Origin of the sequence: Lactococcus nasutitermitis (assembly GCF_018403765.1) — a bacterium.
In the GTDB taxonomy this organism is placed as follows: domain Bacteria; phylum Bacillota; class Bacilli; order Lactobacillales; family Streptococcaceae; genus Lactococcus; species Lactococcus nasutitermitis.
The window spans coordinates 295,845-314,595 of record NZ_BOVQ01000004.1; the positions used below are offsets into that span (position 1 = coordinate 295,845).

The following is an 18,751-nucleotide window of genomic DNA, read 5'->3' on the forward strand; positions in this document are numbered from 1 at the left end:
TCAAAAATATTTTCATTGTTCAGCAACAAATTTTTCCAATTTTTCAATCGCTGTCAGCACTTTTTCGGCTGTCACATCAGGGTCAATCAAATTGTAAGACTCATTTTTTCCTGCTGCAAAATCTGCAACTTCTCTTAATTTTTCACGGTCAAATGTTGCGATATTTAGCTCAGCCAAAGTTGTTGGCAATGAAGAAGCTTGATAAAATGGCAAGATTTTCGCGATTTCTTCCCAATCATTTGTGTAACTTAATTGCACCAACACACCGTAAGCAACTTTCGCACCATGCAAAATCGCGTGTGTTTCAGACAAGAGTGACAAACCATTGTGCAAAGCGTGCGCGCCAGCCATACGTCCATAAGCACCTGCAAAGCCACCAACAGTTCCTGACAACTCGATAATCGCATCCGCAATCCTCTCAAAAGCTGTCGTCACTTTTTGAGCTTCCAAGTCAAGCAAAGCAGGCGCTGAATCCGCAAGTAAAATCTTCAAAATCTCCTGTGCGCTCGCAAATCCAAGTCTCGTTGATGCAGAAAGTTCTTCAGCAGGCACATGACGAACAATTCCTTCCATTTCGTACCATTTTGCCAAAGTATCACCAATTCCCGCAACCAAGTAATCACGCGGTGTTCCAAGTAAAAAGTCAACATCCACCAAGGTCAACTCACTTACCCGAGAAAAATATGCCACTTTATGGAAACTATGGTCAGGATGGTAAATCGCCCCAATCGGCGTGTAAGGTGCACAATTTGAAATTAAAGTTGGTAAAATAATCAAGCGAGCTGATAAATTTTCAGCAACCAATTTCGCCGTATCAAGCACACGACCAGCACCAATCGCCAAAATCGTATCCGTCTCACCATTTTCCGCAATCTCAGCAGCCAAACGTTCCCCATCTTCAACAGAAACCGTCCCATCATAACGAAAAATAGGATAAGGCAAATCTTTCTGATAAAAGTCACTAAAAGCTCGAAAAGACTTCTCCCCAGTCACCACAGCAATCTTACCAAAGTCCGTCAAATAAAGTTCCAGCTCTTGCAAAATCCCCTGACCACTCACATAACGATTGGCTCCCGGCCGCACTTCTTCTGCAATATTCATAAATTCTCCTCCACTTCCAATTATCAGAATATTCTATCACAAACAAGGCAAAACTGTCAAAAAATTTTTTCACTTTTTTATCAAAATTTATCAAGTTTTAAGACATATTCTTTAATCTCATCTCTCACTTGCCGAAAAACTGTAAGAATTTCCTCTTCCGTTCCCACAGCACGCGCAGGATCTAGCAAATCCCAATGTAAATGCTTCGTCCCCTGCGGAATCATTGGACACTTATCACGCGCATCGCCACATAAAGTCACTATCAGCTCACATTGATTAAAATAATCCTCATCAATCAAATCAGAACGATGATGAGAAATATCAACACCAACTTCTGCCATAACCCGCACTGCTCGTGGATTTAAGCCATGTTGCTCAACACCAGCCGAACGACTTTCATACCTATCCGCAAAATATTTTTCAGCAAATCCTTCAGCCATCTGGCTTCGACAAGAATTTCCTGTACACAAAAAATAAATTTTTTTCATCTTAAACCTTTTATCATTTAATCATTAAAATCAAATCGTAATTTCATATTCGCAGAGCCAAGAAATACCATTCGTCCAAGAAGTTCATTTTGCGCTTCCAACGCTACTTTTGCCAGCTGTTCATTCGCCGCTGCCAAATCGGCCTTTTCGCCCAGCGCATCTGTTGCATTTTGAATTTCACGGAATTTTGCCATTGTCGTGAGAGCGTAACTATCTCGCAAATCCACGAACAAATTGTAATTACTGTCGCCAAGCACTGCTGTCGTCGCAGAGAGCCAGTACATATTCGTTGGGTCATAAGCTGTTGTCGCATCACGATAGCAAGCTGGGGTATCTTCAACATTTGTGTAAAATGGTACTGCATGATTGAAAGTATTTGCTCCAAACATGAGCCAATGCACACCAGCAAGCGCTTCAGGCACATTATTTCTGACTTGCAAGATATGTGCTGAATGATTACGATTAATCCCAATCGGACGGAAAAGTTTTTTCTCCGCTTCCGTATTCGTCGTCCCATAAACATCATATTTTGTATTTTCAAAATGACTTGATAGCACAAATTTTACATCTTCCACAGTAATTTTACGATTGGCATGGCAAATAAATGGCAATTCCTGATTTTGCGGATTTTCAGAAATTGTCCCAAAATAATTTTGACCGTACCAAGTCCGCGGATTGTTGTAAATATTATCCTTAACCGCTGATGAACCAAAAATATGACGCAGATTATAACCCTCAAAATCTGGATTTAACTGATGATTATCAATCAACGCTTGCAAATCACTTGAACAAAGGGTATCACTACTATCAAAGTCAAATTTATCAATGTTCATGCGGTTTGGCGCAACCACATAAGCATCATCAGGAATCCGCACCGCAGCCCAATGATGTCCGCCAATCGTCTCCAACCACCACACTTCATCATGGTCAGCAAAAGCGATACCGTTTGGCTCATAAGTCCCGTAAGTCATGAGAAGTTTGCCCAAGCGCTCAACTCCCTCACGCGCACTATGAATATACGGAAGCACCAGTGTCACAATATCTTCCTCGCCAAATCCGCTCGCTTCATTGTAAGGGTCCAGCCCCAAAATCCGTGGATTCGTCGTGATAGTTTCCGTCGCTGACATCGCAACATTCACACTATTGATTCCCGCAGCAGGCCAAAGCCCATCTTTCAAATCTGCATTTGGTGTTGACGTATATCGCAAAGGGTTTTCTGGCAAATCTATCTCAAAGCTTGTCAACACTGCTTTATAGTGACTCGGTTGATTTTCTGGCTTGATGACAACAAAACGCTGTGGGTCAAGCGCTTCATGTCCATCATCATTTCGAGCAATCAAAGTTGAACCATCTAACGTAGCATTTTTCCCAACTAAAACCGTTGTACATGAACCTTTGCGTCGTTTTTCGATAATCATAATTTTTCTCCAATTCTTTTATTATTCAAATTCCGCTTACTGTGCTTATTTTTTCTAAGATAAATTCTCGTTTATTTATCCATTCATTATTGACAATTTTTTCCTCAATTTCAGCCAACATTTTACCAAGCTCAGGACCTGCCTGAAATCCCATTTTTATCAAATCCGAACCTTTGACAACAATTTCTGATTTGTCGTGAATTTGCAGCCTCTCATCAATTTTGACAGTTCTGTCAAAATCAATTTTCAGACCTTCAGCCATTTTCCAATCATCTACCAACTGACAAGTCGCAAGTCCAAACTTATAAACACTCGCCAAATCCCATTTGTCCAACTGATGTGCCTCTGTCAGTGCCGTCACATCCCGAATAAATTCATTTGACACTTTCCATTTCCGCAAATATTTTTTGACAGAAATATTATCAAACTGCGCCAACATTATTGCCCAAGCTTGTGCCGAACTTTTAAACTGAAAAGTTTTTGATAAAACTGTCAAAAATTTTTTCAAGCCAGCCAACTCAAAATCAGGCAAATATTGCCAAGCACCCGACTCTATCAAGACTGACAAACCTTTTCGCCAACCATCAGCCCGCAATAATTTATCCAGTTCCACAAAAATCCGCTCAATCGAAATCTTCATCAACAACTCAGCATGACTCATCATCGCCTGAAAAGTCATCGGCTCAATCTCAAAACCAAGCGCCGCAGCAAAACGCATTGCCCGCATAATCCGCAGAGCATCCTCATTGAAACGTTCCTCAGCAAGTCCTACCGCACGCAAACGTTTGTCTTGCAAATCCTGCAAACCATCAAACAAGTCAATAATTTCTCCATCAGCCCCACAAGCAAAAGCATTCACCGTAAAATCTCTCCGACGCAAATCCTCCCGCAAGTCTCGCACAAAATCCACATGGTCAGGACGCCGATAATCCGTATAATCACTCTCCGTCCGAAAAGTTGTCACTTCATAATGCTCAGCCTCAGATTTTCCCATCAAAACCAGCACCGTTCCATGTTCAATTCCAATATCAATCGTCTTCGGAAAAATCGCCTTTACCTCCGCAGGATAAGCACTTGTGGCAATATCGACATCATGAATAGCACGACCTAACAAAGCATCACGCACACAACCACCGACAAAATAAGTCTCAAATCCCGCCAAATTCAATTTCTCCAAAACAGGCAAAGCCCGCACAAACTCCTCAGGTAAATTCTCTAATCTCATAAATTCTATTTTATCATTTTATACAAAAAAACGCAGAGCCAACTGCGTTTCATTCATCAAAAATTCAATTTAAGTCACCTTGCACAAATTCCTGATATTCAGGGTGTTCCAAAAAATACTTCCGTGCAAAAGGACAGGTCGGAATAATCTTGCGTTGCTCTCTTTTTGCTTTCTCAATCGTTTGCAAGACCAATTTATCTCCCAAATGTTGCCCACGATAATCAGGATTTACCCCCGTATGAAAAACAGTAAAATAATCCCCATCTCCAGAAAATGCAATTTCTCCCAGCTTCTCGCCAGCCTCATTTTTCATGACGATACTCTCATCATCTTCTTCAAATATAAGATTCATCAAACATTTTCCTCCTTTTTTTCATGACGCAAATATTTCAAAGCACCAGACGGACAACGATTTATCACAGTCATCGTATGCTCAACAGTTCCACCATTATCAGGCAAAATCCAAGGTTTCCGTCCCACTTCAAAAATCTTTGAATCCCCACGTACACATTCTCCAGCGTGCGCACATAAAGAAACATTATAATAAATATCCAACTCCTGTCCCCGATATTTTCGGTAGCCCTGCGAAAGCAATTCAGCCCCCGCCATCTCTAATTCACTCTCTTTCATTTACGCTCCTTTTCTATAATAATAAAGCCATTTTAACATACTTTTAATATTTAATAGAAAGATTAGCTTATTTTTATAATATTTCTATAATTCTATCCAATAACGACATAAATTCTCCCCATCTTCATCAACAATATTTTCCAAAACACCACCAAACTTCTCAATCACCGCTCGACTAGCCCCATTTGTCTCCAAAGCCGAAATCATCACCCGAAAAATCCCAGTTTCCAGATATTTTCCCAAAGCAAAATCAAGTAAAGCACTAGCCACACCTTGCCTACGACAATCAGGAGCCACCATATAACCAATATGACCGCCCGTCATCAACAAATCACCCTTCTCAATCTCCCAACGACAATCAATCGAACCCGCAATCTCACCATTTTCCAAAAATGAAAAATATTTCGTCGAAGTCGAACCAGAATAACTATTTGATTCCGTCTTTTCCCGCTCAAAAGCTGTCAAATAATCCGCAAAACTCTCCAAATCAGAAAAACGCCGAACATGATAATTCACAATCGGCTCATTCTCCCATTTTGCAAAATAACGCTCAAAAGCTCCTTCATCAGACAACTCCAACTGACGAATTTCTAATTTCTCTACCATAAATTCCTTCTTACAATTCTAAAAAATGTTCCAGTCCATATTTCAACTCATGAACCTTCACAACCTCACGAATACCAAGCGCCACACCAGTCATAAAGCTCACACGATCATAGCTATCATGTCGCAAAGTCAATCCCTCACCAGCTGAACCAAACAAAACTTCCTGATGTGCCACAAGTCCTGGCAATCGTACCGAATGAATACGCATTCCCTCAAACTCCGCACCACGCGCACCAGCAATACTTTCCTCCTCATCATCAGCTCCCTGATGATGTTCCACACGGACCTCAGCAATCAATTCCGCCGTTTTTACAGCCGTCCCACTTGGCGCATCTTTTTTCTTATCATGATGCAATTCAATAATTTCCACATCAGGAAAATATTTCGCAGCCTGCTTAGAAAACTGCATCAAAAGTACCGCCCCCAAAGCAAAGTTAGGCGCAATCAATCCACCAATTTCTTTTTCCTGCGACAGATTTATCAATTCAGCAATCTGTTCCTCTGTAAATCCGGTTGTTCCAATCACAGGACGAAAACCATTTTCCAATGCAAATTTTGTATTTTCAAAAGCAACAGATGGCTGCGTAAAATCCACCCAAACATCCGCAGAAAATCCAACAAGTTCTGACTTATCAGTAAATACAGGCACTCCAAAAGCCTCTTTTTCCTTAGCAAATGGGTCTAAAACTCCTACCAACTCAAAATCTTCTTGCTCCAAAACCATATTAACAGCTGTAGAACCCATTCGTCCTTTATATCCCGCGATAATGACTTTAATCATATTTTTCTTTCCTTTTCCATATTTTTCTGATAACTTTGGTGTTTATAAAAACACCAAAGGTGCTTTTATAACTACTAATTTCTATTTAGGTATCACTGCATAAGCCACAGCTCCAAGTCCCAAATGTGTCGCAATAACTGGACCAAATGTCACTAATTCCAAATCTTCATAACCACTTGCCTTAGCAAAGTCATAAAGCTCCCTAGCGCGTTCTTCATCTCCACTATGAATAATATAAACCTTGAAATCTTCAGAATTAGAAGCTTCTAAAAAGAGTTTTTCCATCTCATTAACAGCCTTTTTAGTTGTTCTAACCTTATCATAAACCACAACTTTCCCATCTTCTGAAAATTGTAGCAAGGGTTTGATATTTAAAAGCGTTCCAAGGATTTCTCCCCCACGTGAAAGTCGTCCACCTTTTGCCAACCAATGCAAATCATCAACCAGCATAAAAGCATTATCATGCGCACGTTGCTCTTCAAACTTTTCCAAAATTTCTTCAAAAGATTTTCCCTTATCGGCTAAGTTAAGAGCTGTTTCAATCATAAAACCAAGCGGACTTGATGTGATATAAGTCTCGGGAAACTTTACAACCATCCTATCAAACTCATTTTGCAAATAAAAAGCATTTTGATAAAATCCCGAAATACCAGAAGTTAGAAAAAGCCCCAAAACATGAGTATAATTTTCTTTTTCTAACTTTAACAAAAGTTCCGAAAGCTCCGCAACACTAGGTTGTGACGTTTTCGGTACATCTTTTGCCTCACGCATCAAGTCAAACCATGCTTCATGACTAAATTCGCTCGGCTTATAATCTATCCCATCAATAGAAATAGGAACTTCCAACACAAAAAGATGCTCATTATTCCTAAATTTCTCAGCAATATCCGCCGAAGTATCTGTAATTATTGCTAATTTCATTTTCTTCACACATTCTGAAAGAAAAACAATCTTTTCCTTTCAAAAAATCCATTTCCTCTTAAAATTCCAGATTGATTCCTGGTTGATCAAGTGCCACTTCTGTCAATTCATATACCATCCGTTTCAAGATTTCAAACAAAGGACTAGCAATCTGTGACATATCTTCCTGATCAATTTCTGTTTGTTCCTGAATCACTTGTCCACGAATATAGTTCAACTGACTAACAAAGCCAGAAATAACGATATCATCCAAAGGTATCAAAAATGTAAGAATTGTATGAATTGCTGTATCTTCTTCACTTACTTTCCCATCAGCTAATTGGTCAGCTGGCACAAGTTGAAACTGAACATTTAAGTTTGTTTCAGGTGCTCCATTTTCTTTTTCCCATTCATAGTTCCGTGCATCATAATGAAACTGATTGACAAATTCTTGTTCACGTTCGATTGTTAAAGTCATTTTAAAATTCACTCCATTTTCTTATTTTTCTATCGGCAATATTACCGAAAATATTATTTTCATCTAATAAAAGTGTTAAAATCCCTGCATTCTTCCCTGCTTCAATATCTAATGGACGATCTCCCACCATGATTGTTTCAGCTCTTTCCAGCCCATATTTATCAATAAGATAATTAAGCGCTTCAGGATTAGGTTTCCTCGCAAAATTTTCCTCTGAAGTAATGATTTCAGTAAAAAATTTCTTAGAATTTCCTAAATATTCAAATGTTGTATGGTCTCGATGGCTCAATACAAAATTTTGTCCACCTTGAACAACAATATTTTTTAAAATCGCAGGAATTTCAGGATAAAACTTTGGCATTTTTTGTAACTCATGCTCTACTTGATGGTAACTTTCCAAAAAAGAAACATTCGCATAATCATCCGCAAATTTCCTAATTGAATAACGTTTAATAAAATCTTCTAAATCTCCATCATACTCAATAGAATAATTCTTCATTACCTGCCTCAGTGCTTGGAGCATCACAGGATAAGTATCAAACAACGTCCCATCAAAATCCCAGATATAATTTCTTAACTTCATCTATTCTACCACATCCTGCGTATCATCGCTCGTTTCTCGTAGTTTTTCCAAAATTTTTATTTCTTCTTCATTTGCAGAATAGTTTTCTAATAAATCTGGTCGACGTTTCAATGTTTTTTTCAGACTTTCAGTTAAACGCCACTTACGAATATTTTCATGATGACCCGACATTAAAACCTCAGGAACACGCAAACCTCTAAAATCTTCAGGGCGTGTATATTGGGGATACTCTAAAAGTCCACTTGAAAACGAATCATCTTCATGACTTACTTGTTTTCCAAGTACACCAGGGAGTAAACGTACAACTGCATCAATCATCACATTTGCTGCTACTTCCCCACCAGTCAAAACAAAATCTCCCAAAGAAATCTCATCCGTTACTAAGCTTTTAATTCGTTCATCATATCCTTCATAATGTCCACAGATAAAGACAAGTTGCTCTTCTTTTGCAAGTTCTTCTGCCACTTTTTGATTAAATTTTTTCCCAGCAGGGTCAAGCAAAATAACACGCGCATTTTCATGAGAAAATTTATCCATTGTATCAAATATTGGCTGAGGCATCAAGAGCATTCCTTGCCCACCACCATAAGGCATATCGTCTACATGTCTTTGTTTATTATCTGCATTTTCCCGAAAATCATGTGTATAGATTTCAACAATCTCTTTTTCTTGCGCCTTACCAACCATTGATTGATTCAGCGGACTGAACATTTCTGGAAAAATGGTTAAAATATCAACTCTCACTTATTTTCCTCATCATCCAACCCATCCATAATATCAACATTCACACGATGATTTGGCAAATCAACTTTTAAAATAACAGCTGGAATATAAGGCAAAAGTAAGTCTCGTTTCCCTTTACGTTTTACAACCCAAACATCATTTGCTCCAGGTTGCAAAATCTCTGATATTTCTCCAATAAATCGCTCACCTTCATACACATCAAGTCCAATAATCTCGTGATAATAAAATTCCCCAGCATCTAACTCTGAAAGAGATTCTTCCGGAATTTTCAGCGAAAACTCTTTAAATTTTTCTACATCATTAATATGATAAAGTCCTTCAAATTTAACTAAATACATATTTTTATAGCTTTTTCCTGTTTTAACCGTCAATTCTTGCACAAAATTATCTTTTTTATCAAAAAGCGAAAGAACTGTTCCTTTGGAAAAACGCTCCTCAGCAAAATCTGTTGTGGGCATTATTTTAAGCTCACCTTGAAGTCCTTGTGTATTTACAATTATTCCAACTTTATAAAAATTCGTCATAGTTTAATTATAGCAGGAATTCTGTCATTTGTACAAGAAATTCTTGTGATTGAGTATCCAAATGAAGAGCATGATAACCTCCAGCAATCTCAACAAACTTGACATTATCTCCTGTATTCTTTGCAAAATCCCGAATAGCTGGTGCCGAACAAATTCCATCTTGCTCAGCACAGAACAAAATACTAGGAGTGTTCAGTTCTTTCGCGTGTTTTTGGACATACTTTCCTGCTTCTTTAATTTGAGTAAACAAGCGCAATGAAAGAACATCATGATAAAAACCATCTTCTGTCATTGCCTTTACCAATTCAGTATCATGAGCGATTGCCTCTACTTTTAAATGAGTGTGTATGCGAATATTTGGACTGATTTTTCCTAGAAATTTAGCTAAAACTTGAACAATTTCTAATGGAGGTTCTGCTAAATCTAGCCAAGGAGACTCAATAACTGCTTTTTGATAAATTTGAGGATATTTGATAAGCAGATTAAGCACAATATTCCCTCCCATACTATGACCAAAAATAAAAACAGGAAATTCAGAAAAATGTTTTCCAATCCACTCACGAATTTCTAAACTATCACTCAGAAATTTTTCATAGTTTTCTGCAATTCCTTTTGTTTTTGGAAACTCTTTTGCCAGTACTCCATGTCCGCGCTGATCATGAATGACACAAACATAACCAAGTTTTGTAAGAAAATCAATCACAGTCAAATAATGACCAATATATTCACCAAAACCATGAATGATTTGAATAACTCCTTTAATTTCATCATTTGGCTCAAAAAAACCTAAACGAACTTTTTCACCATCAGCCATCTCCAAAAATTCATATTTTTCTGACATAAATTTTCACCTTATCTATTTTATTTCAAAAATATTCTAGCAAAAAAGCCTGTAAATCAGGCTTTAATCTCTCATTGGTCAACCAAAAGACGGACTTTTTTACCTTCAACAGGTACAAAATAAACAACTGTACGAATAGCTTGAATAATCCGTCCTTGTCGCCCGATAATACGTCCAATATCACTTTCCGCAACACGTAAATGATATTCTGAGAATTCTTCCCCATCAACAATTTCAAGTGTCACTTCTTCTGGTTTTGTCACGAGTGGTTTTACAATCGTCAAAACTAAATCTTTCACATCTGTTTGCATATCTTTCCTCTACTTTTTCTTCTGTGAAATTTGCACAAAAAGCCACACCTGTGGCTTCTCATATTATTTTCCGAATTTTTGTTCGTGGAATTTCTTCATAACTCCAGCTTTTGATAAGATATTACGAACTGTATCTGATGGTTGAGCACCTTTGTCCATCCAATCCATAATACGTTCTTCTTTCAAAGTCACTTGATTTTCATCTAAAAGTGGATTGTATGTTCCAACTGTTTCGATGAATTTACCATCACGTGGTGCACGTGAATCAGCAACGTTAATACGATAAAATGGTTTTTTCTTTGAACCCATACGAGTCAAACGGATTTTTACAGACATATTTATTTATTCCTCTTCTTAATTTGATTACTTAGTAAGTATATCACTATATAGTGATGCTGTCAAGAAAAAAACTTGACAGACTATTTTTGTTATTTTTAAAATAATTACAGTTATAAAAAAGCTCAATGAGCTTTTTTATTTCTGATTTTTTTTAATAATTCTTCTGCAATTTGTTGGTTCATTATTTTGTCTTGTCGTAACTGTGCACTGAGAATAGCAATTTCATCAGCTTCTGCACCCACTGCCATCGCAAGGGAACGAGATTGTAAACTCATATGTCCTCTTTGAATTCCTTCTGACACAAGTGCTCGCAATGCTGCAAGATTTTGAGCCAGACCAACTGCCGCAATAAGCTCGGCAAGTTCTTCAGCTTTATTGACATGCAATATTTCCAATGCAGCTTGAGCTTTAGGAAGGATTTTTATTCCTCCACCTACTGTTGCGACGGGCAAAGGAACGGTCAATTCACCATAAAGTTCATTTTCTTTTAATTCCCATTTTCCTAATCCCTGATAACTCCCTTTTTGTGCTGCAAAAGCATGGATTCCCGAAGCAATCGCACGTGTATCATTTCCGGTTGCTAAAACAACAGCATTAATACCATTCATAATTCCTTTATTATGTGTTGCTGCGCGATAAGGGTCTATTTTTGAAAACCGTGATGCTTGAACTATCTTTTCAGCAACTTCACGCCCATTTCCTATTTTGGAAAGATGCTCAACAGGAATGGTGCACTGCGCAGTAACAAGAGATTCCGTCGCATAATTACTTAAAATACTAAATAAAATATTTTCTTCTGGAAACCACTCACGAAAAAGTTCTGAAATACCTTCAAGAATACTATTGACGATATTCGCTCCCATCGCATCTTTAACATCTATTTTAAAATCGACGGATAAGAATTTTTCTTTAGAAAAATTACGTGTACTTACTTCTCGCAGTCCGCCACCACGTGTGATGATTGAGGGATAAACATTTTCCGCTTTTCTTAAAATTTCTGTGTGACTTTCTTGAATTTTTTCGATGATATCGCTACTTTGTTTGACCTCATAAAATACAATCTGCCCACGCATCAAGCGTTGTTCAACAACTGCCTTAAAATCCCCTGCAATCTTTGCACCATTACTAGCCGCTGCAATGACTGACGGTTCTTCTGTTGCCATTGGGACTTGATAAGAATGATGATTGACAATAAAATTTTGAGCCACTCCCAAAGGAAGCTCAATTTCACTAATTTGATTTTCAATGAGATTATTGGCAATATCTTTATCAAGCGACATTTGTTTCAAAATTTCTTGTGTCTCTTGTGATGCATCAAGTATTTCAATCCGTTCATCGGTACTCATCTGATAAAACTTTTTATCCATTCAAACAATTAACTGCTCATCCTGACTGAGCTTGCTCCTTTTTATTTTGTAAAATTAGGATTTTCTAGCAGAACAGCTAAACCAAGCCCACCACCAATACAAAGACTTGTAATACCATAACGTTTCTTTTCTTGTATAAGTTGTCGTGCAAGAGTTCCCAATAAACGCGCTCCTGTACTTCCAAGAGGATGCCCAAGTGCAATCGCTCCACCATAAATATTGACTTTTGAGCTATCAATACCAAGCTCACGTTCAATCACAATACTTGATGCTGCAAATGCCTCGTTAATCTCAAAGAAGTCAATATCATCAACTGTCATTTTTACTTTTTCAAGAAGTTTCTTAATAGCTTTTATTGGAGAAATTGCCATATTTTTTGGCTCTACTCCAATTTCTACAGCTTCTTTGATGATTGAAAGATAAGAAAGCTTATGCTTTTCCGCATAATCCCGTGAAGAAAGCAAAAGAGCTGTCGCACCATCATTTACCGGCGAAGCATTTCCCGCTGTAATTTGTCCTTCCGCTTTAAAGGCCGGACGTAAATGAGCAAGTTTTTCAAGTGAAGTATCTGAACGAACTGGCTGGTCTTTTATTCCTTCTCCAAAATCTAATATCTCATTATCAAATTTGTGCGTCTTTTGAGCTATCAACGCTTTTTGATGTGATTTTAAGGCAAATCCGTCCATTTCCAAACGGGAAATTTTATTATCTTCTGCGATAACTTCTACCGTCAATCCCATCAAATTTTCAGAAAAAGCATCAATTAAACCATCTGTGACAAATGCTTGCACTGGCTGACTTGTTTCATCTGTGCTTATCATAGGAGAAGCAGACATATTTTCTGTCCCACCTGCAATAATAACTTCTGCTTCATCTAGTGCAATCAACTGACGTGCCAAAAGTGCCGCTTTCATACCCGAACCACAAACTTCATTAACGGTCATCGCTGGAATTTCCACTGATAATCCTGATTTAACCGAAATTTGACGCGCTACATTTTGCCCCTGACCAGCAGTGATTACTGAACCAAATATAAGTTGAGCAATATCTGATTTAACGGCCTGATTGCGCTCTAATAACTTTCCAACAACTTTAGTTCCTAATTCAACTGAGCTATAATTACTCAATTTTCCTTTATATTTACCAATTGGTGTTCTTATGCTATCTAAAATAACTATGTCTTTCATACAAGTATCTAAAATTATATCTTTCTAAAGTTAAAATTTTATGCTAACTCATTATAGCAAAAAATATGAAAACTTTAAACACCAGCATCTTTTTATGCTAATTTGAACATATAAAATCACCGAAAAAATCGGTGATTTATTTATTGTCCCACACTCTACATCCATATTTTTAATAAGCTACTATCAAAGAATAAAATATTGATTTGACATTACTCTAAATTAATATTTTTTTCATTCAAAGCTAGTTCATCTAAATCTGGATAATTTTCTTCTATCATTTCTTTAAAGTATTTAAGAGTATCTTGTAAAGCTTCTTCTTCAGTTTTTCCAAAACCAACCGCAAGCTCAAATGAGTCATCAAATTTAATTCTTAATTGAACATCTGTATATCCAATAAATCTTTCTTTTTCCTCATAAATCCTAATTTTCATTCTGGGTATGGGAAGTACACCCACTGTACCTATTACATATTCTGCCGAAAATTTTTGTAAAACATTAAAATCACTATCTTTAATTGTATTCATTTTTTCTCCAATTCTTTTTTATAATTTGTCTATTTACCAAATGAAATTATGTTGTCTGTTCCCCGTTGAATATCAATATAATATCCCCCTTTTCTATATCTATATACATTAGAAGTCTGTCCTTCTACTGGTTTTCCTTTAACTTTACCTAAAACCTTATTTAACATTCCTTCTGCCTTTCTTGCATATTGTTCAGGTGTCGTAGCCCCAACTTGCTTACCATGCTTATCAAAATGATTCAGTAAAGAATCTTCAGAAGAATTATAACTTCCTTTTCCCCAGTTACTTGCAGCATTAGATAAACTTTTCCCATCATCCGCCCCAGTCTTTACATCAACCTTTTCAGAACTTCCACCACCTTTGGCTTTTGACGTCTTAGCTTCTTGACCATTGCCATCATATTGTCCCTCTTCCGCTGGTGTCGGTCCATTCCCATAACCTGCGCCTAAGCCATCTCGAGTATTGAGATTGTAAACTTCATCATCCGCATAGACAGTCTGCTCGCCAAAAGTATTTTTTATCTTTTTCCCTACATAAGCTGCAGCTCCACCAATTAATGCCAGACCTGCAAGCAATCCACCAATCAACTTCTTCGTTTTGCTCTTGTTTTTGGTTTGTGTTTTGCTTCTTACAACATTGTGATGACTGGCAGAAAGTTTAAAACTGGCAATATTTTGCTTCACACCACTCGTCACTGTTTGACGTGTGGTGTGTAAGTTCTGTGCTATATCTATTGCTACTTTTTCTTCAAATTATCTCTTTATTGTTAATTTCTAAGCTTTCTCATTTTTTTAACTTTTTTAACAAGGGTTCTGTCAATTTCAGCCAAGAATCAATCATTTCTTTTGTAAGCAAAATACGTACAGTAAATTTATAATCTCGCATAAAATCTTCATAAGTCATCTCATTTTCTGGCAACTCTAAAAAGTGATAATGATAAATCTTTCCAATCTCTAAGTAAGTTTCATTTTTATAATTATAAATCCAAAGTGATTGATTATCTTCCTGAATAGTTGACCATACATCATCTAATTCAAAATCTTGCTCTATATTCAATGCCAAATTAAAATTATAGGCAGCTCCTTTCATATAGTTTTTCTCTGATATTACTTGTTTATTATCTCTAACCAATGTTAATGAATTTACTAAAGATGTCAATGCTTCTGTTAAAAAGTCATCATATATCAAAATTTTATTTTCTTCATTTATAAAATATATTAAACACCTCGAAAAATAGTATAAATTTTCATCTTTTACCTCTTCATTTTCAATATTCACGTCTATTTCCCTATGGTCATTTAAATAAAGTTTAAAAATATTTATCATCCAATAATCTTTCCTTTCTTAGTAACTAATCCTGCTTTTCTTAAAATAGCTTGCATTTTTTGATTTAATTCTCTCCAAGTTCGAACATGACCATGATATTCTCCTTTTTCTGTTTCATCTAGTACAACAAACTGATTATTGGCTACACTAATCCTACGATTAGTAGTGTCTCCACTTACAGACAATGAATCATTTAAGGATTCTTGACCATTTCTTGGTCTTTCGCTCTTAATAGAATTCTTGGTATTTGTATGATATGGGGCATCCACATATTTTCCATGTGGATATTTTCCTGAATCCGCCCCAGTCTCAACATCAACCTTTTCAGAACTTCCACCACCTTTGGCTTTTGACGTCTTAGCTTCTTGACCATTGCCATCATATTGTCCCTCCTCAGCTGGTGTAGGTTCATTCCCATAGCCTGCGCCTAAGCCATCTCGAGTATTGAGATTGTAAACTTCATCATCCGCATAAGTGGTCTGCTCACCAAAAGTATTTTTTATCTTTTTCCCTACATAAGCTGCAGCTCCACCAATTAATGCCAGACCTGCAAGCACCCACCAATCAAAGCCTTCGTTTTACTCTTATTTTTGGTTTGGGTTTGAGTACTTGCAACATTGTGATGACTTGCAGAAAGTTTGAAACTTGCGATATTTTGTTTTATAACACCTGTTACTGTTTGCCGTGTAGCACGTAAGTTCTGTGCTAGTGGGCTATTTCCAACAGACATAGCCCCATAGTAAGGAGCAGGTTTACTATCATGATACTCTGTTGCTACTTTTTCTTCAAGTACTGGCTCGTTCATATAAGCATATTCAAGGTATTGCTTCATTGTGGAAGGGTCATCGCCATACTCCAACATTCCCTCTTTGCTCATATACTGTGCTTCGGTCAATCCTGTGCGTTTTACTTTCTTTTTACGTGTTGTCGTGACAGTATAGCTGACCTGTGTTGCAACTGGTACAACTTGGCTATAATAGAGAGTGTAAGTTTAGTTTGAAAGTCCAAAGTTTCCACTTTGATTGGCGTTCATTGCCAACTGATAGTTGCCTATCCAGCTTGGTAAGTTGAAATTCCAAGCCTGTCCGTATTCTCCTGATTGACTAACAGAAAATATAACTTTTAAGTCCAAAATTTTTTAATTCATCTTGTTACTTTTCCACTTTCTAAATTCTTTCAGCTCTTCAGCATCAATTTGGCTCGAATTTTCTGTCTCTGAAGCTGTAACTTTCTTTTTTTCAGGTTCTCTATTGAAAGTTTTCTTAATATCTGGTTCATCAAAGAAAGCTTTCTCTGTTTGTTCTTTATCAACACTCAACCAGTAATAATGAGAAACACGTTTTGGTAATTTCTTTAGTAAATTTATTGCTTCATTTTTTATCTTCTCACAATTATTTGAAAGTTGTTCTGGAACAAGTGCCTCCACGTCTTCAAGTTCTGTACCATCTTTAACTAAATTCAATAGCTCATTACTAACTCCCAATTCTTTTAAAACTACGTAACTATACGGAGTAAAAATTGCACCTTCTGCATCTTCCACCGTTATTGCACTTTTGGAGAGGCTTTCCATCAAGCCAATAATAATAATTAAGATAGTGCGATTGATTTCCAAGTTCTCATCAATAAGAATTTTCATCATTTTATTATTTTCCATGTTATTCCATTCTATTTATTAGATTTTTTTATACTCCAACTATCTTTCACTTTAACGTTAAAAACTTTCCCATTTGATTTATTCTGAAAGTAGTGAATTGAAATTTTGTGTCCCTCTGCATCATAGCCATTTTTATAAGTCTTAACCCATTTTCCACCTAGCTTCTTTAACATATCAATCACATCTTTATTTTTTATAGCTTCACTCCCTCCAGAACCATTCTTAGCTGGTTCAAAATCTTTCGGATATTTTGGTGCTTCTTTTATGCTATTATATATATGTTTAACTGTATCCGTTGAATTCTTCAACCAATTATCATAACTTTTACTACTTTTACTACCTTTTCCCTTTATTACCTCTTTTTGATTTCCGCCAGAACTTTCCTGATTCTTTGTAGGACCTCCAGGTCCCCACAAAGGCTCCATATCATCATACGGAGGTTCGCCATCATCCGCATAAACAGTCTGTTCACCAAAGGTATTTTTTATTTTCTTCCCTACATAGGCTACAGTTCCACCTAGTAATGCCATCCCTGCAAGCAACCCACCAATTAACTTCTTTGTTTTGCTCTTGTTTTTTGTTTGTGTTTTGCTTCTTACAACATTGTGATGACTGGCAGAAAGTTTGAAACTTGCGATATTTTGCTTTACAACATTTGTCACCGTCTGACGTGTTGTGCGTAAGTTCTGTGCGATGGTGCTGTTCCCAACCGACATGACACCATAGTAAGGAGCGGGTTTACTGTCATGATACTCTGTTGCTACTTTTTCTTCAAGTACTGGCTCGTTCATATAAGCATACTCAAGGTATTGCTTCATTGTCGAGGAGTCATCGCCATACTCCAACATTCCCTCTTTGCTCATATACTGTGCTTCCGTCAAGCCTGTGCGTTTCGGAACTTTCTTTTTCCGTGTTGTCCTTACAGTATAATCGACTTGTGTGGCAACTGGCACAACTTGGCTATAATAGAGAGTATAACTTTGGTTTGAAAGTCCGAAATTGCCACTTTGATTGGCGTTCATTGCCAACTGATAATTACCTATCCAGCTTGGTAAGTTGAAACTCCAAAGCTGTCCGTATTCTCCTGATTGACTGTAGCTTGTGAGATAAGTCCCATCCGTACCGTAAAGATTGAGCGTAACGGTACTTCTCACATAATAGTAATTCAGAGTCACTGAATTATAGATAGCATTAAACCTCCCAGAAACGTAGCTATAACCTGGATAAGGCATGAGATAATTCACTCCTAAAGGTGAAATTGGATAATAATAACTGTCTCCCCAGTAGCCATCAAACACTGTGCTACTTTGTACCTGTCCATCAATACTCAAATTAACCGTTAAATAAGCTGGAATATGCTTGTATTCAATAATTATTGTTGTTTGCGGATGACTGTATGTTCCTTTGAGCGTTTGAAGTTTGGTATTCACAAGACTTAAATATGGATAATGTGGAGGAGAAAGCAAATATTCGTTATTTTCGTAGTTATGATACGTCTGATGTCCTAAAAGTTGTCCTCTATCATCTATGAAGTATAGAGTAATCTCTGCTTGTCGCCGTGTATAATGAACAGTAATAATTCGTTTGGGTATATTATATTTCCCTGTAAGTTCTGCTTGACTGGCTGAACTCAGGCTGTCATACCATGGTACTTTTGGTTTGTAACTGTATGTACTGCCGTAAGCGCCTGTCTTTGTGACATTTTTATATACTTTCTGCCCGGC

At 37.1% G+C, this 18,751-nt stretch carries 25 protein-coding genes and 1 pseudogene; all 26 read right to left on the reverse strand.

From position 1 onward, the window contains the following. Window positions 1-12: 12 nt before the first annotated feature. Window positions 13-1,101 (reverse strand): iron-containing alcohol dehydrogenase family protein, encoded by a 1,089-nt coding sequence (locus tag KJS36_RS05760; RefSeq protein WP_213535360.1) that lies wholly within the window; start codon window positions 1,099-1,101, stop codon window positions 13-15. A gap of 80 nt (window positions 1,102-1,181) precedes the next feature. Next, on the reverse strand, window positions 1,182-1,589 hold the full coding sequence (gene arsC, locus KJS36_RS05765; RefSeq protein ID WP_213535363.1) for an arsenate reductase (thioredoxin): 408 nt from the start codon (window positions 1,587-1,589) through the stop codon (window positions 1,182-1,184). A gap of 17 nt (window positions 1,590-1,606) precedes the next feature. After that, window positions 1,607-3,007, reverse strand: a complete 1,401-nt coding sequence (locus tag KJS36_RS05770; protein ID WP_213535368.1) for a C69 family dipeptidase — start codon at window positions 3,005-3,007, stop codon at window positions 1,607-1,609. A 25-nt stretch (window positions 3,008-3,032) separates the two neighbouring features. Continuing rightward, window positions 3,033-4,232, reverse strand: a complete 1,200-nt coding sequence (locus KJS36_RS05775; protein WP_213535373.1) for a CCA tRNA nucleotidyltransferase — start codon at window positions 4,230-4,232, stop codon at window positions 3,033-3,035. 64 nt (window positions 4,233-4,296) lie between these two features. After that, entirely contained in the window at window positions 4,297-4,584 is a 288-nt protein-coding gene (locus KJS36_RS05780; RefSeq protein WP_213535378.1) for a GNAT family N-acetyltransferase, read from the reverse strand. Beyond that, complete coding sequence (locus KJS36_RS05785; protein ID WP_213535384.1) at window positions 4,584-4,862, reverse strand: (4Fe-4S)-binding protein; 279 nt, start codon at window positions 4,860-4,862, stop codon at window positions 4,584-4,586. The genes KJS36_RS05780 and KJS36_RS05785 overlap by 1 nt, the downstream gene beginning before the upstream one ends. Window positions 4,863-4,946: 84 nt before the next feature. Further along, window positions 4,947-5,468: a GNAT family N-acetyltransferase gene (locus tag KJS36_RS05790; protein ID WP_213535389.1), complete on the reverse strand. Its 522-nt coding sequence runs from the start codon at window positions 5,466-5,468 to the stop codon at window positions 4,947-4,949. A gap of 10 nt (window positions 5,469-5,478) precedes the next feature. Continuing rightward, window positions 5,479-6,249 carry a 4-hydroxy-tetrahydrodipicolinate reductase gene (dapB, locus tag KJS36_RS05795; RefSeq protein WP_213535394.1) on the reverse strand — a complete coding sequence of 257 codons (771 nt, stop codon included), beginning with the start codon at window positions 6,247-6,249 and terminating at the stop codon, window positions 5,479-5,481. An 81-nt stretch (window positions 6,250-6,330) separates the two neighbouring features. Continuing rightward, a complete protein-coding gene (locus KJS36_RS05800) occupies window positions 6,331-7,170 on the reverse strand; it encodes a DegV family protein (protein WP_213535400.1) in 840 nt (279 codons plus the stop codon). A 58-nt stretch (window positions 7,171-7,228) separates the two neighbouring features. Next, on the reverse strand, window positions 7,229-7,627 hold the full coding sequence (locus tag KJS36_RS05805; RefSeq protein WP_213535408.1) for a DUF1149 family protein: 399 nt from the start codon (window positions 7,625-7,627) through the stop codon (window positions 7,229-7,231). Between the two features lies 1 nt (window position 7,628). Next, window positions 7,629-8,210: an HAD-IA family hydrolase gene (locus KJS36_RS05810; RefSeq protein ID WP_213535410.1), complete on the reverse strand. Its 582-nt coding sequence runs from the start codon at window positions 8,208-8,210 to the stop codon at window positions 7,629-7,631. Continuing rightward, entirely contained in the window at window positions 8,211-8,954 is a 744-nt protein-coding gene (gene trmD, locus KJS36_RS05815) for a tRNA (guanosine(37)-N1)-methyltransferase TrmD (RefSeq protein ID WP_213535420.1), read from the reverse strand. It abuts the gene before it with no gap. Continuing rightward, window positions 8,951-9,478 carry a ribosome maturation factor RimM gene (gene rimM / locus KJS36_RS05820; RefSeq protein WP_213535430.1) on the reverse strand — a complete coding sequence of 176 codons (528 nt, stop codon included), beginning with the start codon at window positions 9,476-9,478 and terminating at the stop codon, window positions 8,951-8,953. Before rimM ends, trmD begins: the two co-directional genes overlap by 4 nt. A gap of 7 nt (window positions 9,479-9,485) precedes the next feature. Further along, window positions 9,486-10,319, reverse strand: coding sequence for an alpha/beta fold hydrolase (locus tag KJS36_RS05825; RefSeq protein WP_213535435.1), 834 nt, complete (start codon window positions 10,317-10,319; stop codon window positions 9,486-9,488). A 71-nt stretch (window positions 10,320-10,390) separates the two neighbouring features. Next, window positions 10,391-10,630, reverse strand: a complete 240-nt coding sequence (locus KJS36_RS05830; protein ID WP_213535444.1) for a KH domain-containing protein — start codon at window positions 10,628-10,630, stop codon at window positions 10,391-10,393. Window positions 10,631-10,693: 63 nt separating this feature from the next. After that, window positions 10,694-10,966: a 30S ribosomal protein S16 gene (rpsP, locus tag KJS36_RS05835; RefSeq protein WP_213535453.1), complete on the reverse strand. Its 273-nt coding sequence runs from the start codon at window positions 10,964-10,966 to the stop codon at window positions 10,694-10,696. 125 nt (window positions 10,967-11,091) lie between these two features. Then, window positions 11,092-12,336, reverse strand: a complete 1,245-nt coding sequence (locus KJS36_RS05840; RefSeq protein WP_213535462.1) for a hydroxymethylglutaryl-CoA reductase, degradative — start codon at window positions 12,334-12,336, stop codon at window positions 11,092-11,094. A gap of 41 nt (window positions 12,337-12,377) precedes the next feature. Beyond that, a complete protein-coding gene (locus tag KJS36_RS05845) occupies window positions 12,378-13,523 on the reverse strand; it encodes a thiolase family protein (RefSeq protein WP_213535472.1) in 1,146 nt (381 codons plus the stop codon). A 209-nt stretch (window positions 13,524-13,732) separates the two neighbouring features. Then, complete coding sequence (locus tag KJS36_RS05850) at window positions 13,733-14,047, reverse strand: hypothetical protein (protein ID WP_213535482.1); 315 nt, start codon at window positions 14,045-14,047, stop codon at window positions 13,733-13,735. Between the two features lie 29 nt (window positions 14,048-14,076). After that, a complete protein-coding gene (locus KJS36_RS05855) occupies window positions 14,077-14,742 on the reverse strand; it encodes a hypothetical protein (protein WP_213535487.1) in 666 nt (221 codons plus the stop codon). 88 nt (window positions 14,743-14,830) lie between these two features. Further along, on the reverse strand, window positions 14,831-15,373 hold the full coding sequence (locus tag KJS36_RS05860) for a hypothetical protein (protein ID WP_213535495.1): 543 nt from the start codon (window positions 15,371-15,373) through the stop codon (window positions 14,831-14,833). After that, window positions 15,370-15,930, reverse strand: coding sequence for a hypothetical protein (locus KJS36_RS05865; protein ID WP_213535497.1), 561 nt, complete (start codon window positions 15,928-15,930; stop codon window positions 15,370-15,372). Before KJS36_RS05865 ends, KJS36_RS05860 begins: the two co-directional genes overlap by 4 nt. Continuing rightward, window positions 15,909-16,268, reverse strand: a complete 360-nt coding sequence (locus tag KJS36_RS05870) for a hypothetical protein (protein ID WP_213535502.1) — start codon at window positions 16,266-16,268, stop codon at window positions 15,909-15,911. The genes KJS36_RS05865 and KJS36_RS05870 overlap by 22 nt, the downstream gene beginning before the upstream one ends. Window positions 16,269-16,364: 96 nt before the next feature. Next, window positions 16,365-16,505 carry a hypothetical protein gene (locus KJS36_RS05875; RefSeq protein WP_213535511.1) on the reverse strand — a complete coding sequence of 47 codons (141 nt, stop codon included), beginning with the start codon at window positions 16,503-16,505 and terminating at the stop codon, window positions 16,365-16,367. A gap of 6 nt (window positions 16,506-16,511) precedes the next feature. Beyond that, window positions 16,512-17,027 (reverse strand): DUF3969 family protein, encoded by a 516-nt coding sequence (locus tag KJS36_RS05880; RefSeq protein WP_213535519.1) that lies wholly within the window; start codon window positions 17,025-17,027, stop codon window positions 16,512-16,514. Window positions 17,028-17,038: 11 nt separating this feature from the next. Further along, a pseudogene (locus tag KJS36_RS05885) lies at window positions 17,039-18,751 on the reverse strand (hypothetical protein); the annotation flags it as partial.